The sequence below is a fragment of the Hydrogenovibrio kuenenii DSM 12350 genome, from assembly GCF_000526715.1.
In the GTDB taxonomy this organism is placed as follows: Bacteria; Pseudomonadota; Gammaproteobacteria; order Thiomicrospirales; family Thiomicrospiraceae; genus Hydrogenovibrio; species Hydrogenovibrio kuenenii.
In genome coordinates, this window is the sequence record NZ_JAGP01000001.1 from 1,266,081 (window position 1) to 1,279,990 (window position 13,910).

A 13,910-nucleotide genomic window follows, 5' to 3' on the forward strand; every position below is an offset into this window, starting at 1 on the left:
TAATTCAATGTCTAACGTGTTATATGAAGTCTTTGACCCAACATATCCGGTGTTACCAATACAATGCCTGAACTGGGCTCTACATAGAAACGCTCCGCATCGGCAACAGGATCCTCTCCTATGATCATGCCATCAGGAATGACGGTTCCCTTATCGATTACTGCATTTTGAATGCGACAATGCCTACCAACCTCTACTCTTGGTAACAAGACAGAATCTTTAATTAGGCTATAACTATGCACTCGCCCACCACTTGAAATAACAGAGCGCTTGATTCTGGCACCTGAAATAATGCACCCCCCAGCAATCATGGAGTCAATGGCCTCGCCTCGGCGACCATCATCATCAAAAGTGAACTTGGCAGGTGGCATTTGGGCTTGATAAGTCCATATCGGCCAGTCTTGATCATACAAATTTAATTCCGGCGAGATACTGCAAAAATCTAAATTTGCCTTCCAGAATGACTCTATGGTACCTACATCACGCCAATAAACCGGTTTTTCATCATCATCCACAAATGGAAAAGCCTTAACTCGCCAATCTTCAATTACTGATGGAATTATGTCTTTTCCAAAGTCATGACTTGAATTAAGGTTGTCATAATCTTCAATCAGCTTTTGGAATAAAAACTCTCTTGAGAATACATAAATCCCCATAGAAGCAAGCGCAGTATCCGGCTTACCCGGAAGGGTATCTGGTTCAGCTGGTTTTTCGGTAAATTTAGTAATGGTTAAATTACGGTCAACCGACATGACCCCGAATCCTTTCGCCTCTTCAACGGGTACCTCAATACAGCCAATGGTCACATCCGCTGCCGAAGCAACATGTGCCATCAGCATTTTGCTGTAATCCATAGAGTAAATATGATCACCACCAAGTACTAAAACATACTCTGGCGTGTGGCGACGCATGATATCAAGATTCTGAAACAAAGCATCTGCCGTACCCTTATACCAGTCTTTATCAACACGTTGTTGTGCGGGTAAAAGTTCAACAAACTCCCCCACTTCATAACGCATAAAAGACCAAGCACGTTGTACATGGCGTATTAATGAATGTGATTTATATTGGGTCAACACACCAATTTTACGAATCCCTGAGTTCACACAATTAGATAACACAAAATCGATAATGCGATATTTTCCTCCAAATGGAACTGCCGGCTTAGCACGCCATTTCGTTAAGTCTTTTAGGCGGCTTCCTTCTCCACCAGCCAAAACCAATGCTAAAGTATTTTTCGTTAAATCGGTTTCAGTCTTGGTATCACAATAATACTTCATGGATGTTTCCTCTTCTCTGTCTGTCTTGTTCTATCTATATATTTTTTTGATTAAGCATGGTGTATCTTTTTTTGGCCAAATACTTCATTCCTAAGAGGCCGATTTGATCATTTACTACCAGATAAACGGGGATTTCTCTAATCAAATTCGACATACGACCTTTTGCGGCCATGCTTTCTATAAAACGAGATTGCTGCATCCAGTCTCTTATTTTAGGCCCTATGCCGCCGGCAATATAAACACCTGCCTTGGCTTGCCACAATAATGAGACATTACCAATATAAGCGCCATAAACTTCGACAAAGGTATTAAGTGTTTTTTGTGCTATAGGCTCTCCATCCATTGCAAACTGATGTACTTGTTCAGCAGAACAAATGGGGGTGAGATTATGGTGACTATGACCATGGTTTTCAGCGTTGAAAAAGGAATAAAGAATCTCAATCCCTTCACCAGATAGAATACGCTCATATGACACATGCGTCCATTTTTTATGCAACCAATTTAATAACTTCAACTGGATGTCATCTGTGGGTGCAAAATCCATGTGCCCGCCCTCTGATCCTTGAGGAATAAACTCACCATCACAGTTTTTAATTGGCGCAATACCGAGACCAGTTCCCGCACCAACAATCAAGCGATTCCCCTCGGCATCATAGTCACCTGTTTGCAAACATAAAATATCTTCTTCAGACAGTTCATTAATGCCCAGTGCCGCTGCCGTAAAGTCATTCATTATTTCAACATGATCAATATAACAGTCTTGAGCCAATGCATCGGCATCAACTATCCAAGGTAGGTTCGTCAGGTGTACTTGCCTTGCAGAAACAGGGCCAGCCAAACCTAAACAAGCTGCATCAAAATGGGGTAAAGAGAATTCGTCTTGAAACGTTAGAATGAGTTTAGAAAGGGAAATAAAGTCTGAGCTGAGATAACGTTTTTCCGCGAGCGTATCATCCGTTTCGGCATCAAATGCAGACACTAAAACCTTGGTTGCACCAACATCGACAGCAAGCAACTTGCCCATAAGTCCTACCTCAATTTTTAACACTTTGCAGATATAAAGGAGTGTTTTGTAGAGTGCGCTATACCCAGTAAAAATTCTAGCAAGGCATATGGGGGCAATTATGACGACTGCATGAAAGTAAAAAGACGACACCATGAAGGTCTGTCGAATTTCTTATACGAGTCATGGTTATTGTTTTATTTGAATAACCCCACTGAAAACAAGAATACTATAATTTACTTATCTGTCAGAAAACTTTTTTCACTTTTTGCTGTAAATATTACATGTATCACGGCGTAATTAGCTTTTTGATTCTAAAATCATCCAAGGTTCTCGCCAAAGTTTCATTTGTTCAATGCAAGTGCCTGAAACAAATCGTTCTCCGATAGAAGGTAACAAACTGAAAGCATAGTCTTCACCCAAAAGTGTAAAACGTAAAGCAAAGGCATGCAAGTACCCCCTATCTTCTAGCTTGGCTTGCTCAAGCTTCTGATAACGTTCATCTCCAGCGATAGGCGCTCCCAAACTCTTTAATGCTACACGTATCTGATGCGTCTTTCCGGTAAGCGGCTTGACCAAAAACAAACGTTGGTTTGCACCAATGCTTACACTGATGAATCTTGTAACCGCTGGATTCTCTTGCGTGGTCACCAACTTCCAACTGCCGCGTCTGGCTGGTTGCATATCGCCTTTCACCCACCCTTGTTTCTTTTTTGGTTTTTCGGTTGAGATAGCCAAATAAAACTTATCCAAACCACGGTTTTCAAACATCTTCTGAAAGGCTTTTGCGGCTTCTTTGGTAAGAGCAAACAGCACTAAACCCGACGTCATCTTATCCAACCGATGTACAGGGTAAAGCTCTAGATCTTTGTTGTCACCTGCCTGCAATTGTTGTTTGACCACGACTGCCAGCCCCGCTTCATCTTCGCTGTGGAAATTCATACCTGCGGGTTTATCTACCAAGACAAAATGTTCGTTTTGATAAATGATTTGCACATAGGGTTCATTCTTCTTATGGGGCATGGTTTCACTTCTAATCGTTGGGGAGTTCTATTCTATCGAATTCGGCTTTTGCCAAGCGTCAATTTATGGTCATTTTCACTTTGGCACAGTTTTTGGAATACCTAATGCAAAAAGGGCTTTCAAACCCTAAAACCGTCATTTTTTTGACTATCGCAATGAATAAACCAATAAAGACATGACGTCACACAGGAAATAAGGGGATCAGATAATGAAACAAAAGCTTATGACAACCGATGAAAAAGTTCATTCTTGTTTAGAGTACATCGATGGGCGATTGGAAAACACTTCCGAGCAAACACTTCACATTGCCGAAACTATTATTGATGACATCAAATCCCTCTCCAGTAGCTATAAAGATGCGATTGCGTCACACCGCCTACGCGAGCACGCAGACAAGGTGCACAACACACAAATGAAATGGGTAAATCAGTTGCATGACATTATTTTGGATCAAAGCAATAACGAAATGAACAGCCAAGTCATTCAAGCTTTGCAAAACTTCGTCAATAACCTAAACAAAAAACAAATGAAGCATTTGGATTTTGATCTGCCAAAGGATGTTGGTTATCAATTCAAGAATGGTAAAACACCTTTGAAGACACCTTCAATACCGTTTAAAAACTTAATGAATACACCAAATAACAATACAACAAAACATTAAGCTTACCCCAGCCTGGTAGATTTTTTCTCCCCTGCTTTAAAACGAAAATCTGCCAGACTGGATATTTTTACTTTTCCTCACTTCTCGCGTGACAAGCATACGCCTTACTGCATACAATAGAATTCATTCACAACTGTATGGCCTATGAACGCAACCGAATCACTTACTCAACAACTGCTATCGCAGATTGAAATCAAATCCTTTTCGACTATTGATCAAATCCCTGCCGATCAATGGAATGCTCTGGCGCCGAATCAATACCCGTTCATTCTCCACGAATACCTTAATGCCCTAGAAACCCATGAGTGTGTCGGTGAAAAATACGGTTGGATTCCTTGTCATATTGGTGTTTTTCATCAAGACCAACTCATTGCCGCTTTGCCTCTGTACGAAAAGTACAACAACTATGGCGAGTTTGTTTTTGACCAAGCTTGGGAAAGTGCCTGGAAACAAGTGGGATTGGATTATTACCCAAAACTGGTTAGTGCTATGCCGTACACACCAGCAAGAGGCCCGCGCTTTTTAACCACAGAAAATCACCCACATATTGATAACGCACAACAACAAATGCTATTGCTCAATGCCATAAAATCTCTGTGCAATGAATACCAACTGAGCGGCGCACATATTTTGTTTGCCGATGCTAAGCAACAAAGCTGGCTGGAATCTTTACCAGAAGAAAACAACCTGCTTTTCCGTCACGACACTCAATTTCATTGGTTCAATCAAGACTATGAAACTTTTGATGATTTCTTAGCAAAACTCACGAGCAAAAAACGAAAAAACATCAAGCAAGAGCGTCGCGCACTAAAAGAGTCAGGCATTACCTTCCGAATATTAGATGGCCACACCGCAACAAAAACGGACTGGGCAAATTTCAGCTACTTCTACGACAAAACCTTTATCGAGAAATGGAGCACCCCCACGCTCAATAAAGACTTCTTTATCGAAGTCGCACAAAAGCTACCTGACAGCATCGTACTGGTGTTGGCTGACCTTGACGATCAATGTATTGCAGGCGCACTCATGTTTCGCTCTGAAGACACACTTTACGGTCGTCACTGGGGCGCGATTAAAGACGTGAAACACCTACACTTTGAAACCTGTTTTTATCAAGGCATTGAATACGCCATACAACAAGGCATTAAAATCTTTGAGCCAGGTGCAGGGGGCGAACACAAAATCGCACGCGGGTTTATCCCCGTACCCATACATTCAACACACTGGCTAAGGGTTAATCCGTTTGAAGAAGGTATCGATCATTTTATCGAACAAGAAAAGGCAGCCGTCAACGGCTATATGGATGAATGTGAAGATATGAGTCCTTATAAAGTCCCTGTAAAGAACCTATCATAATACCCAAATAATTTATCTGAATTGAGCAGAGGAAAACCATGCAAATCGAACAACCAGAACTCTACCCTATTTGCGAACTAGGCAAAGGCAAGCTGTTTATGATGCCCAAGCCACGAAATGAAAGCCTTGAAGCCGATATTACCTTCTATAAAGAAAACGGTGTCACCAAGGTCGTTAGCCTGCTTTGTGCGCCAGAAATCGAAGTGCTTGAAATGGCTGCCGAACCTGATGTTTGCGACAACTTTGATATAGCCTTTGAAAACTTTCAAATCAAAGACCTCGAAACCCCCAGCCTGGCAGATTTACAAACCTTAAACCAACGCCTTAAACAAGAGATGGAACAAGGCCATAGCTTGGCGGTACATTGTCATGGTGGTCGTGGGCGTAGCAGTATCGTTGCAATTACCCTAATGGTAGAGTTTGGATTGGATGTTGAAACCGCCAGAGATATGGCGTCTGAAGCAAGGGGCTGTGCTGTGCCGGTAAATGATTTGCAACTCGATTTTGTAAGAGCTTACAAACCGACAACTGAAAATTAAGATACCCAGCCTGGTAGATTTTAAAATCTGCCAGGCTGGGCTGCTATCAAAAGCACAAACCTAAACTATGGCTTACACTTATAGATTGCGAAAGTCATGGTTCCATCCTGCAATGGGCTAGTCGCCACAATAGAGTCTCCCCCCATTTTCGCAGCAGTATTCTTCGCCAACGTCGCTAACTCCTTCTGAATGGTTTCAGGATCACGTTTGATAATACCGATCTTATCAGCCACATTGGTCGTGGTTGAACCAAGCTTTTTACAATCTTTCACATTGTAGTCCTTGACCAGAACCACATTCTCACCACCTGCTGTCGGCTTTACCCAAGTACACGCAGAAAGCGACATCGCTGTCGCAATAGCGACAGAAAACAACAATTTATTCTTCATACACATTCTCCAAAATTTATAACTGAGACCTACATTTAAAATCTATTCAGGACGTTTACCATTAGGGTTTGGCCGCATCGTCAAAAGCTCTTCCACTTCGTGCTGATTATAACCGCGTTCAAAAGCAAACTGCGCTAAGGCACTTGCCCTTTGCTGCAAATCTTCAATCTCCACACCATTTTCAATCGCCTCTTCCAGCCACTCGGACAATAAATCTATCGTCCCCGCTTCCGACTCATTACCACTCTCATCCACACCCTCTTCTTTCAGGCGTTTCAAATTCTGGTCAAACGCATCCAACAACTGCTTAGCCTTCAAGCGATATTTGATATTTAACACTTCACTCATGCCGACGCCTCCGTCTTCTATCTTTACGAAGCTAAGAACTCGACACCCGAAAGGAAAGTCGAGACGCGTCTTACCTCTATGCCCTGAAAAAGGACATGACCTAAGTTTGTCTCAAAACCGCTTTCGGTTCAATAGGCATTTTTAATACATCACCCATTGTGCATTGGTTTATGCATAGCCTATCATTAACAGATGACAATTAATTTAAGTTATATGCCATGTCACACCATCAAGAACACATCAACATTCTAGAAAACGTAAAAGCCATCTTTCTTGACCTAAGTGGCGTGCTTTACGAAGGGCATCGGCTGATAGAAGGTGCCGTGCAAACCGTACAATGGTTGCGTGGCCAAGGCTATGTACTGCGTTTTGTCACCAATACCGCCACTAAATCGCACCACATGATTCTGCAAGAGCTTTTAGACATGGGCTTTAGCTTAGAAGAATCCGAGCTGTTTACCGCGCCCCAAGCCGCGAAAAACTATATTGTTTCACACCAGCTCAAACCCTACTGTATTCTGCACCCTAACCTCATGCCCGAGTTTTCGGAACTGCAATCAGACCAACCCAATTGCGTACTGCTTGGCGATGCGCAAGACGAACTCAACTACAACAACCTCAACCAAGCCTTTCGCTTGATAGAAGACGGCTGCCCACTTATCGGCATAGGCAAAAACAAATACTTTATGAGTCACGACGGATTAAAACTCGATGCAGGCGTGTTTATTCATGCATTGGAATGGGCGAGCGGCACCGAAGCCATTATCATGGGCAAACCTGACCACCACTTTTTTCACGAAGTGGTCGCTTCCACCGGCTTTCAGCCAGAAGAATGCCTAATGATTGGTGATGATGTGATTGGTGATGTTAAAGGTGCGATTGATGCGGGGTTAAAAGCCTGCTTGGTTAAGACGGGGAAATTTAAAGAAGTGGATTTAAACCTATTACCCCAAAAAGCTTACGTTATTTACTCTATTCAAGGTTTAAAGTGATATCGAATCACTTTTACCTTATTTAGTTTCGTTATAATAAATTTCAAATATCAACTTAGAGTACCTTTTTCATGAAATCCTTTTTTACCAAAATATTCGCCCCACTCCTAAACCTATTTGAAAAAGGAGAAGAGCCTGAACACTTCCAGCCATCTCATCGAAAAATCCTATTGATTATGGGATTCTTGTTTTTGATTTTGGGGGGCGTGTCTTTGTACTTTGGTATTCGCGTCGATCAAATGGCGGCACTGTTGCCCACCTTGATTTTTGCCGCTATTGGCTTTGTCTGCATCGTCGTTGGTGCATTGGGTAGCGACAAGGCGGTTTCAAATATCTGGCGTAGTGCTCGATAAAATTACATTGGCTTAACCGATTAAGCCAAATAGACGTCATCTCCAACCTGTATGTTACCGCCATGGCTGATATCACCATAAATACCGAGGTTTTGGTCTGCCTCTTTGATGATGGTACGCAGCATTGATTTGTCGGCATCAAGCCCTTGCTGCTGACGTGTCACAGCACCACAACGCGGTGCTGGTGACGAGCAATCAATACTGATACCCCCTACCTTCAGTTGTTTGCCAATCCAATCTTGCTCCTGCAAACCAAGTTCACCGTCTACGGGTTCAATCACAATATTGGGACGAAAGCGTCTTATATCCCAATCCGCATTAGGCTGAAGATTTTTAAGGTGTGCTATTGATGCGGTTGTAATGATGTGAAAGGGTGAAACAAGAAAAAAAGTACCCAGTTGCGTGACATAATCTATAAAGTCTTGTGGCAGATCGGTAAAGTCTGGCAAGGGTTCACCCGGCTCTCGCACAAAGGTAGCTTTCAATTCATCCAACCAAGTATAGTCGTCTTTTTTATATCGCTTGTAGAACTCCGTTTCATTAGCAGGTCTCAGCGACTCTAGTGTGGATGCATGCCCCAGTAATGCTGAGATTTTATCGTTCATCTCTTCGGAATCTGACGCTAATGCTGTTCCATCTGGAAAGCGGATCGTGAAGCTTTTATCGCTTAATGCGTCGTTAGCGTTTGTATAGCTGGCTATACATTGAAGTAAGTTCGGCCTGAACTTACAGCTTTGTATTTCTTTTCTGTCGGTATCACGAACCGCAAAAAGATGGTCACCTCGTAAACCGAAAGCGTCCATAAAACAGCTATTAATCTTTTCGCCCGCCATTCCTTTAACCGGGTAACGCCAAATTTCCTTGATAGTGCCAACCTTTTTCATAACCTTCCTTTTGGAACATGAATTGCCTACCTTCAATTGACACGACAGCAGGGATTAGCCAATAAATGCACGAATCCAATGGGTGTTGTGCCCAAGATCAGGTAATAACATAGATAGGGGGCGGATAATCCGATCATCTTCGGCCAGACTACGCCAACGAATTGTGGGGGGTAAGGTTTCTACCGCGAGCTTTGAGACCAAGGCAATGCCTAAACCCACCCTAACCGCTTCTTTGATAGACTCGGTACTGTATAGTTCTATCACGGGTTCTATTTCAAGGTCAAGGCGTTGTTTAAATGCCAGCTCAATCATTTCACGTGTACCGGAGCCTTGCTCGCGCATAATCAATGGATATTCATAAACCGACGCTAAGGTAATTTCTTCAATCTCTGCCAATGGATGCCTTTCAGGCATAATCAAAATCAGCTCATCCTGCTTCCAGGCCGTTGGAAAGTAGCCGGTGTTTTTGATGCCATGCACACGCCCTTCTACAAAAGCTGCATCAAGCGAGGTCAAGTTATTGAGAATCTTTTGTGTGTTACCCACCAATACATCGACTTTAATCATCGGGTAGGCTTTGTGAAACCTCGCGATGAGCGTAGGTAAAGCATAGTTAGCAATCGTGGTTGAAGCGCCGACCTTAAGCGTCACCACTTGATCGTATTCCATTTGTAGCCGAAAGGTCTCGGCATCAATCAACAATTTGGCTTGCCGTTGTGCATAGGGCAATAGCGATTTCCCCAACTCGGTTAACTCGATGCCCATCCCTTTTCGTTCGTATAAGGGATGAGTAAATGATTCTTGCAAGGACTTCAGTTGCCCAGAAACCGCAGGTTGGGAGCGGTGTAGCGCTTCTGCTGCCAGTGATATGTTTTTCAACTCGGCAACTTTGGCAAAGGTAAGTAGATAGCTGGCCTTAATCATCAGAATTTCCGATAGTAAATATAAATTAATAAGATTTAATTATATATAGACTTTTCTAAAATGACAGTTGAAATCAATCCCCCGTCAATCTATCTATCAAGAGAGGTCATTATGTTAGCTATTGCAGCCCAAAGGGGACATGTCTTAAACGGCATTTTACTGGTCGCATTGTTTGCGATTGCAGCCCACACCATTGCCCAAACCGGATTCATCACGCATTTGGGCTTAAGTCCGTTGATTGTCGGCATTCTACTCGGTGCCATCTACGGCAATACGTTACACCAACACATTCCACAGGAGTGGCATGCGGGGATTCATTTCTCGGCACGCAAAATCCTGCGCTTGGCGATTGTACTCTATGGTTTTGCCATTACCTTGCAAGAAATCGCTTCTATCGGCTGGCAAGGTATTTTATTGGCGACAACAGTGGTGACGACGATTTTGACTGTCGGTTATTTTATCGGGACTAAAATCCTGAAAATGGAACCTGAAACCGCATTACTGACTTCTGCGGGCAGCGGTATTTGTGGTGCGGCTGCTGTATTGGCGATGGAGCCTGTTACCAAAGCACAAGGCCATCAAACCGCAGTTGCAGTTGCAACGGTTGTGGTATTTGGAACTCTGTCGATGTTTTTGTATCCAGTATTGGATGGTTTGCACCTATTCCAATTGGGCGATGAAGCTAAAGGGTTGTATTTCGGTAGCACGATTCATGAAGTGGCTCAGGTGGTCGGTGCATCCAGCATTTTACCGAGCGATGCGCAAGACTATGCCGTTATCGAGAAAATGACACGCGTTTTGATGATCGTGCCAGCCATCTTGGTGGTCGGTTGGTTAATGTCTCGCAAAAAATCAACAAGCCAGACTGGCGGCTCTTCGTTGGTGTCATCCATTCCTTGGTTTGCCGTCGGATTCTTGGCGGTAGCGGCATTTAACTCGCTAAATCTATTGCCACACGAGATGGTGTCATCCATCCATGAATTAGATACCTTTCTGTTAACCATGGCAATGGTGGCACTGGGTATGGAAACGCAAGTAAGTAAAATGAAACAGGTTGGTTCAAGCGCTTTTATTTTGGCGGGTATCTTGTTTTTCATTCTATTGATTGGTGGTTATTTTCTAGTGAAGGTTTTAGCCATCTAAGTAACCACGAATACCATGACAAAGCTAACTGAGGTGATAGGTTATCCTCTATCACCTTATTGATTGATTAACTTAACTAACTACTTATCTGAAACTTTTATAATCGTATTGATGCTTACAGCCTGAGCATCAAAAACCAATTCAACAGGTTTATTGTCTTGCATTGCGCTTATATGTAAATGTGGTTCAATCGTATTACCGGAATTTCCAACTTCGGCCAAAGCTTGTCCAGTGTCTACCATTTCTCCAATGTTGACCTTAACACTGTCTTGCTTTAAATGTACCAAAAGCAATTCTGTGTTGTTACATTTCATGAGTACATAATTACCTTTTGGCTGTACAGTGTCTGTATCCCCTGGTAAGTTATCAGGCAAGTCATCACGCGTTAACAGAACTTCACCATCACATGGACTGTAAATCACGTCACCAAAAATCGCATAAGAGTCTAACTGACTAGGACTGATGCCTAACGCTCTATTACCAAAAGCGTTTAACTTAACAATATCCGTTGCTTGATTGCTATCTTCCATTGCATGGAAAGGATTGGTCACAAAATTATTTCCGCTTTGAAGCACATAATAACTCCCCGACTTAAATGGAAAAGCCACGTTCACACTGTTATCAGAAGGATACCGAGACATAATCGCAAAGGTATTCAGCGCAATGAACACCAGAAAAACGACTACGGAAACCACAGAAACTGCCTTAGTCGTTCTGTCATCTTCTTCAACTTTAGAAATACCAAGTATCATTTTAAAATACGAATAGACAACAACCACTGCAAACGCCACAAGTATCAGGTAACGCAAATAATAGCTAATGAACACCCAAGGACTGGTCAGATAAACAAAGAGAATGACACTACTCGTTGCCAGTAAAAAAGAAATCCAATTTTCCCAATAGTGGCTGTTTGCTTTATACATGCAAAAAATTGCAGCTGCCGCCAACAGCAAAGGATATAGAGCAAATATATAGGGAACAACAACATCCATGATATAACCCCTGCCTGTGCTTTTTTGAGCTGCACAGCTTAGAAATGATATTCTTATATATTACAACAATCTTTAGCAGTAATCCTATAGATACTTTTAGGTTTTAGAACCAAGTTTTGGTTTTGAAAAGAACACAAAGGGAATTGCCAAAGGCCCGAAAAAAAAGTCCCATAACAACCCAAAACAACGTATCAGCGCCTCTTTTCTCTGCAATAAAATAAAGCAAAATCATGGACACAATGGTTGCCAAAATTAATAACATCATGAAAGCGCTCCCTATCAATTTCGAGTTAAATCAAACCTTGCAGGTAACTTTTTCGCTCGGTTTCCGGAAATTTTTCAATAGCATAACGCAGCATGGTTCTCGGCATCACCTGATAGTGCTGTTTCAAGAAGGTTTTAAGTGTGGATTCGTCACGTTTCCCCACTTCTCTGAGCATCCAACCCACCGCTTTATGCATCAGGTCTTCTTTATCTTGCAGAAGCATTTCAGAGAGTTTTAGTGTGTCGTCAAATTGATTATTGCGAATAAAATGAAACGTCGCAACGATGGCAATGCGCCTTTCCCATAGGCTTGAAGAGACAACCCACTCATACAATAAACTTTTGTCTTTTTGCTGAAGATAAGCGCCCACGATATAAGGTGCAGAACTATCGACCAAATCCCAATTATTCACCCGCAAGGTATGCGCTTTGTAGAGGTTAAAAATAGCTTCTTGTTCCGTTGCACCCGCTTTTTTATAACGTTCCGCCAACAACAATAACGCAAACAAACGGACTTCATGAATGGGCGACTCTAAAAGCTGTGTGACGTCTTTCAAATCAACAGACAAGAATTGCTTCACCTGCTTACGCAATACCGGCACACGAATACCGATAAACACATCCCCTTCGCCATACTGCCCTTTTCCCGTTTTGAAAAAGCGCTGCGAATGCTCGGCAATGTCAGGATCACCAAGTGCTTCAAGCTGGTTAATAATTTCTTTGGCGCTCATATTTTGCAGCTGTATCCTACTCAAAATTCAAACCTTGACTTCAAAAGAGGTTTCTTCACAATATTTATCAACTTTGAACAACATAACAAGCCTATTTGTTCGCCCTAAGTGCCGCCTCATAACCCAACCCTGCCCAATAACACAAGGTGTCGAGGTCATCAATCACTTCTTCGGGAACCGTATAGTAGGATAAGTGGCAGGTCTTACCCTGGCGGAGGTAAGAAAATTTCTCCAATCCTTTTTCTTCAAATAGCGAACGGGTTTCATCATCGACTTTAACGTACAAGTCGCCTTTGATGATAATTGCAAACATCAAATCGCCGCAATAAATACCGTAGCCACCAAACATGGGCTTTGCTATTGCAGGGCAAAAGAATTGCAGGCTATCGACGATATGGTCAACAAAGTCATCACGTTTAGCCATAACACAACCTCACAAATACTATCGTAAACAAAATATCACCCGACCCCAGCCTGGTAGATTTTTGAAACTATTTATTCTTTGCTAGCCATTTATCAAGCTGGTTAGCAAACGCTTGGCGGTCTTTCTGGTTAAAAGTATCCGGCCCACCGGTTTGAATACCACTTGAACGCAAGGTTTCCATAAAGTCGCGCATATTGAGGCGTGCTTTAATATTACTTTCTGTGTAAAGTTGGCCACGCGGATTAAGGGCTAAAGCGCCTTTAGCAATGACTTCCGAAGCAAGCGGAATATCCTGTGTGACAACTAAATCACCTGGCTGGCACTCTTGCACTATCCAGTTATCCGCGACATCAAACCCTTGAGTGACTTGTCGAAAGTCCACCCACTGTGAAGGCGGAAGACGCATAGCATGATTAGCGACCAGCGTTGTTTGTGTTTCTGTGCGTTGTGCTGCCTTAAATAAAATTTCTTTTATCACAACCGGACAAGCGTCGGCATCTACCCAGATTTTTTTCATATCAAATTTTAATATTGAGTTTGTAGTTAACATTTAGGCTCATTGTATGCTCAAAAAACAAAAAAGCCACCGTATAGGTGGCTTTTA

18 protein-coding genes are annotated in these 13,910 nt (G+C 42.5%); 6 read left to right on the plus strand and 12 right to left on the minus strand.

The window, feature by feature from the left end:
- Positions 1 to 11: 11 nt before the first annotated feature.
- The 3 genes from glgC to N745_RS0105970 form a co-directional block, all read right to left on the minus strand.
- Positions 12 to 1,280: a glucose-1-phosphate adenylyltransferase gene (gene glgC, locus N745_RS0105960; RefSeq protein ID WP_024851218.1), complete on the minus strand. Its 1,269-nt coding sequence runs from the start codon at positions 1,278 to 1,280 to the stop codon at positions 12 to 14.
- A gap of 34 nt (positions 1,281 to 1,314) precedes the next feature.
- Positions 1,315 to 2,304 (minus strand): glucokinase, encoded by a 990-nt coding sequence (gene glk / locus N745_RS0105965; protein ID WP_024851219.1) that lies wholly within the window; start codon positions 2,302 to 2,304, stop codon positions 1,315 to 1,317.
- A 279-nt stretch (positions 2,305 to 2,583) separates the two neighbouring features.
- Complete coding sequence (locus N745_RS0105970; RefSeq protein ID WP_038070637.1) at positions 2,584 to 3,306, minus strand: TIGR01621 family pseudouridine synthase; 723 nt, start codon at positions 3,304 to 3,306, stop codon at positions 2,584 to 2,586.
- Between the two features lie 208 nt (positions 3,307 to 3,514).
- Here N745_RS0105970 and N745_RS11765 point away from each other — a divergent pair, with 208 nt between their 5' ends.
- From N745_RS11765 to N745_RS0105990, 3 genes are all read left to right on the plus strand, one after another.
- Entirely contained in the window at positions 3,515 to 3,967 is a 453-nt protein-coding gene (locus N745_RS11765; RefSeq protein ID WP_024851221.1) for a hypothetical protein, read from the plus strand.
- A gap of 144 nt (positions 3,968 to 4,111) precedes the next feature.
- Positions 4,112 to 5,323: a GNAT family N-acetyltransferase gene (locus tag N745_RS0105985; RefSeq protein ID WP_084657319.1), complete on the plus strand. Its 1,212-nt coding sequence runs from the start codon at positions 4,112 to 4,114 to the stop codon at positions 5,321 to 5,323.
- Positions 5,324 to 5,361: 38 nt separating this feature from the next.
- A complete protein-coding gene (locus tag N745_RS0105990) occupies positions 5,362 to 5,862 on the plus strand; it encodes a protein-tyrosine phosphatase family protein (protein ID WP_024851223.1) in 501 nt (166 codons plus the stop codon).
- A gap of 65 nt (positions 5,863 to 5,927) precedes the next feature.
- Here the strand turns inward: N745_RS0105990 and N745_RS0105995 are convergent, their stop codons facing one another.
- Entirely contained in the window at positions 5,928 to 6,251 is a 324-nt protein-coding gene (locus N745_RS0105995; protein WP_024851224.1) for a DUF4156 domain-containing protein, read from the minus strand.
- Positions 6,252 to 6,293: 42 nt separating this feature from the next.
- Positions 6,294 to 6,599, minus strand: coding sequence for a hypothetical protein (locus N745_RS0106000; protein WP_024851225.1), 306 nt, complete (start codon positions 6,597 to 6,599; stop codon positions 6,294 to 6,296).
- 218 nt (positions 6,600 to 6,817) lie between these two features.
- On the opposite strand from N745_RS0106000, the gene N745_RS0106005 reads away from it, so the two are divergent.
- Entirely contained in the window at positions 6,818 to 7,591 is a 774-nt protein-coding gene (locus tag N745_RS0106005) for a TIGR01458 family HAD-type hydrolase (RefSeq protein ID WP_024851226.1), read from the plus strand.
- A gap of 71 nt (positions 7,592 to 7,662) precedes the next feature.
- Complete coding sequence (locus tag N745_RS0106010; protein WP_024851227.1) at positions 7,663 to 7,944, plus strand: hypothetical protein; 282 nt, start codon at positions 7,663 to 7,665, stop codon at positions 7,942 to 7,944.
- 20 nt (positions 7,945 to 7,964) lie between these two features.
- On the opposite strand, the gene N745_RS0106015 is transcribed toward N745_RS0106010, so the two are convergent.
- Positions 7,965 to 8,828: an MOSC domain-containing protein gene (locus tag N745_RS0106015; protein WP_024851228.1), complete on the minus strand. Its 864-nt coding sequence runs from the start codon at positions 8,826 to 8,828 to the stop codon at positions 7,965 to 7,967.
- A gap of 54 nt (positions 8,829 to 8,882) precedes the next feature.
- On the minus strand, positions 8,883 to 9,752 hold the full coding sequence (locus N745_RS0106020; RefSeq protein ID WP_024851229.1) for a LysR substrate-binding domain-containing protein: 870 nt from the start codon (positions 9,750 to 9,752) through the stop codon (positions 8,883 to 8,885).
- Between the two features lie 111 nt (positions 9,753 to 9,863).
- Between N745_RS0106020 and N745_RS0106025 the strand changes: the two genes are divergently transcribed.
- The gene (locus N745_RS0106025; RefSeq protein WP_024851230.1) at positions 9,864 to 10,895 is read left to right on the plus strand and encodes a YeiH family protein; all 1,032 of its coding nucleotides are present in this window, start codon (positions 9,864 to 9,866) and stop codon (positions 10,893 to 10,895) included.
- Positions 10,896 to 10,975: 80 nt separating this feature from the next.
- Here N745_RS0106025 and N745_RS0106030 read toward each other — a convergent pair whose 3' ends face one another.
- The 5 genes from N745_RS0106030 to N745_RS0106050 form a co-directional block, all read right to left on the minus strand.
- A complete protein-coding gene (locus N745_RS0106030) occupies positions 10,976 to 11,887 on the minus strand; it encodes a M23 family metallopeptidase (protein ID WP_024851231.1) in 912 nt (303 codons plus the stop codon).
- A 103-nt stretch (positions 11,888 to 11,990) separates the two neighbouring features.
- Positions 11,991 to 12,152, minus strand: coding sequence for a hypothetical protein (locus N745_RS12645; protein WP_157833747.1), 162 nt, complete (start codon positions 12,150 to 12,152; stop codon positions 11,991 to 11,993).
- A gap of 25 nt (positions 12,153 to 12,177) precedes the next feature.
- A complete protein-coding gene (locus N745_RS0106040) occupies positions 12,178 to 12,882 on the minus strand; it encodes a DNA alkylation repair protein (protein WP_024851232.1) in 705 nt (234 codons plus the stop codon).
- A gap of 91 nt (positions 12,883 to 12,973) precedes the next feature.
- Positions 12,974 to 13,306, minus strand: coding sequence for a TfoX/Sxy family protein (locus tag N745_RS0106045; protein WP_024851233.1), 333 nt, complete (start codon positions 13,304 to 13,306; stop codon positions 12,974 to 12,976).
- Between the two features lie 67 nt (positions 13,307 to 13,373).
- Positions 13,374 to 13,856 (minus strand): YaiI/YqxD family protein, encoded by a 483-nt coding sequence (locus tag N745_RS0106050; RefSeq protein WP_245595665.1) that lies wholly within the window; start codon positions 13,854 to 13,856, stop codon positions 13,374 to 13,376.
- Positions 13,857 to 13,910 lie beyond the last annotated feature (54 nt).